Source organism: Longimicrobiaceae bacterium (assembly GCA_035936415.1).
GTDB lineage: Bacteria > Gemmatimonadota > Gemmatimonadetes > Longimicrobiales > Longimicrobiaceae > JAFAYN01.
Genome location: DASYWD010000075.1, coordinates 1 through 2,353, shown reverse-complemented (window position 1 = coordinate 2,353; position 2,353 = coordinate 1). Strand labels below are relative to the sequence as shown.

General features: G+C 71.2%; 4 protein-coding genes. 1 reads left to right on the top strand and 3 read right to left on the bottom strand.

The annotated features are described in order from the left end of the window. The coding region (locus tag VGR37_03290; protein HEV2146419.1) for a phage holin family protein at window positions 1-470 on the bottom strand (470 nt) is incomplete at its 3' end. Window positions 471-604: 134 nt separating this feature from the next. Here VGR37_03290 and VGR37_03285 point away from each other — a divergent pair. After that, a complete protein-coding gene (locus VGR37_03285) occupies window positions 605-1,060 on the top strand; it encodes an NUDIX domain-containing protein (GenBank protein ID HEV2146418.1) in 456 nt (151 codons plus the stop codon). An 87-nt stretch (window positions 1,061-1,147) separates the two neighbouring features. Here VGR37_03285 and VGR37_03280 read toward each other — a convergent pair whose 3' ends face one another. Continuing rightward, window positions 1,148-1,324 carry a hypothetical protein gene (locus tag VGR37_03280; GenBank protein HEV2146417.1) on the bottom strand — a complete coding sequence of 59 codons (177 nt, stop codon included), beginning with the start codon at window positions 1,322-1,324 and terminating at the stop codon, window positions 1,148-1,150. A gap of 100 nt (window positions 1,325-1,424) precedes the next feature. Then, window positions 1,425-2,033 carry a transcriptional repressor LexA gene (gene lexA / locus VGR37_03275; GenBank protein ID HEV2146416.1) on the bottom strand — a complete coding sequence of 203 codons (609 nt, stop codon included), beginning with the start codon at window positions 2,031-2,033 and terminating at the stop codon, window positions 1,425-1,427. Between the last annotated feature and the right edge of the window lie 320 nt (window positions 2,034-2,353).

Below are 2,353 nucleotides of genomic sequence, written 5' to 3'. Positions count from 1 at the left end.
CCTCCGCCGTCGCCTCCGCCGTCGTGCCCGGCGACCGCGCCACGCAGCTCCGCCGCCTCCGTCCGGGCCCAGGCCGCCGTGTCGCGGAGCGACGCCACCGTCTCCTGCGGCCGCACCCGCGTCCCCTGCAGCCGCCGCAGGGCGCGCAGCGCCATCCCCGCCCCCACGGTCACGAAGAGCAGCCCCACGAGGAGCGCGGCCAGCCAGTAGTTGTCCAGGAGGTCCCCGAGCCCCGCCACCAGGAAGGCCACCAGCACCAGCCCGCCCACCACCGACACCATCCCCCACACGGCCAGGCCCCCCGCATCGCGTGCGACCGCCCGCACGTTGCGCTGCATCTCCACCCGGGCGAGCGCCACCTCCTGCCGGATCAGGGTGGAGGCGTCGGCGCTCAGATCCCGGAAAAGCTCCCCGAGCGAGCGGGTGTCCCCGGAACCCGGGTCGGTGTCGTCCATCTCGAAGCGGCGCATGAAATCCGGGGTGCGGGGGGTGGGCTTCCGGGTGTTTTTGCGGCCGCGAAAAGCGCAAAAAGCTTGCCCGCACCGGCACGTTCCGCGTACCTTGCGCCGACGGCTCGGCTTCGGCGGACATGACGGGGGGAACGATGCGTCGGGAGTCTCACCAGGCGGCGGGAGTGGTGGTGTACCGGGAGGTCGCCGACGGGCGCAGCTACCTCCTCCTCCGCTCGCGGCAGACCCGGACTCCCATGTGGGAGTTTCCCAAGGGTGGCGTGGAGGAGGGCGAGACGGAGCGCGAAGCGGGCGAGCGGGAGCTCCGCGAGGAAACGGGGCTGGAGCCCCCGGAGGTGGAGATCTTCGAGGGGTTCCGCGAGGAGGAGCGCTACTTCTTCACCCTGGGGCAGGCGAGCGCCCGCACGCTGGTGATGAAGCGGGTGGCGTACTTCCTCGCCCGCGCCCGGACCGACCGGGTCCGCCTCTCCCGCGAGGCCAGCGACTTCCGCTGGCTCCCGTACCCGGAAGCCCGGCGGCTGGTGCGCTTCCGCGCCAAGCAGGAGGTGCTGGACCGGGCGGAGCGGTGGCTGGCGGACGGAGGCGCCTGAACGCGCGGCCCGGGAGCGCGGAGCACGACGAAAGAGCCCCTCGGCGGGTCGCCGGAGGGGCTTCGTCCCCGGTGCTTCCGGAAAATGCTAGCCGGCGCGGCGCAGACGGGAGGAGGCGGGGGCGGCCGAGCCGGGCGCGAAGACGGCGCGCAGGTCCCACGGCCCCGGGAAGGGGGCGGGGGTGGCGGACTCCAGCACCATCATCCTCTTCCCGTCGCGGGCGATGCGCCCCACCACGAACGGAACCGGCTCGACTCCCTGCATGGCTCGCCTCCTGCTGTAGAGCCCCCCTGCACGGCGTGCGCCGGGGGGAAAGGGGCCGCGGGACGCCGCAGAACGCGCGCCGTCCTGCGGAATGCCCGGGTCAGTACTTCCGGATCACGCCGACGACGATCCCCTGGACCAGGACCTCTTCCGGCTGGAAGTACATCGGCTGCATGGTGGGGTTGGCGGGCTGCAGGCGGATGCGCCCGTCGCGCTCGCGGTAGAACTTCTTCACCGTCGCGGACTCCCCGCCGACCAGCGCGACCACCATCTCGCCGTTGTCCGCGGTCTGGCGGGAGTTGACGATGATGTAGTCGCCGTCGCGGATCTGCTCGTCCACCATCGAGTTCCCCTTGACCCGCAGCACGTAGTTGTTCCCCTTGGGGACCATGTCGTGCGGAACGGAGACGGTGGCGTCGTCGTCGCGGAGCGCCTCGATGGGCAGACCCGCGGCCACGGAGCCGTACAGGGGGAGCTCGACGGCCAGCACGCCCATCTCGGCGCGCACGACCTCCAGGGAGCGGCTCTTGTTGTAGTTCTTCCGCAAGAAGCCCTTTTGCTCCAGATTAGACAGGTGCTCGTGCACGGTCGCGAGGGAAGAGTAGCCGAAGTGCTCCGCGATCTCCTCGAAGCTGGGAGAGTACCCGTGCACCTCGATGAAGCTTTCGACGTAGTCGAGGATCTGCCGCTGACGCTTGGTGAGTGCCATTCGAGGTTCTCCGGGGAAATTGGACCGATTGCGATCCGAAGAATCACCGAATAGAATTATACCCGAACGTAACCCGAAGCGCAAGACGGACGTCCGGACGGGGTTTCCGCGGCTCCGGCGCCGCGCTCCGGGATCCGCCTTTCCGCCTTCCGGTGAGCGGGCGCCGCGTCGCCCGTCTGGAGCTTCTTGAGCATCCTGCAGCGAATCGTGGAGGTCAAGCGGGGCGAGGTCGCCGACGTGGCGCCCCGCCTGGAGGAGCTGCGCGCCCGCGCCCGGGACGCGGCGCCCCCCCGCGGCTTCGCCGCGGCGCTCCGCCGGCC

What these genes read in the sequence shown, in the direction of transcription:
- VGR37_03280 (HEV2146417.1), bottom strand. Translation starts at nt 1,324, where the DNA reads ATGCAGGGAGTCGAGCCGGTTCCGTTCGTGGTGGGGCGCATCGCCCGC.
- VGR37_03285 (HEV2146418.1), top strand. Translation starts at nt 605, where the DNA reads ATGCGTCGGGAGTCTCACCAGGCGGCGGGAGTGGTGGTGTACCGGGAG.
- lexA (HEV2146416.1), bottom strand. Translation starts at nt 2,033, where the DNA reads ATGGCACTCACCAAGCGTCAGCGGCAGATCCTCGACTACGTCGAAAGC.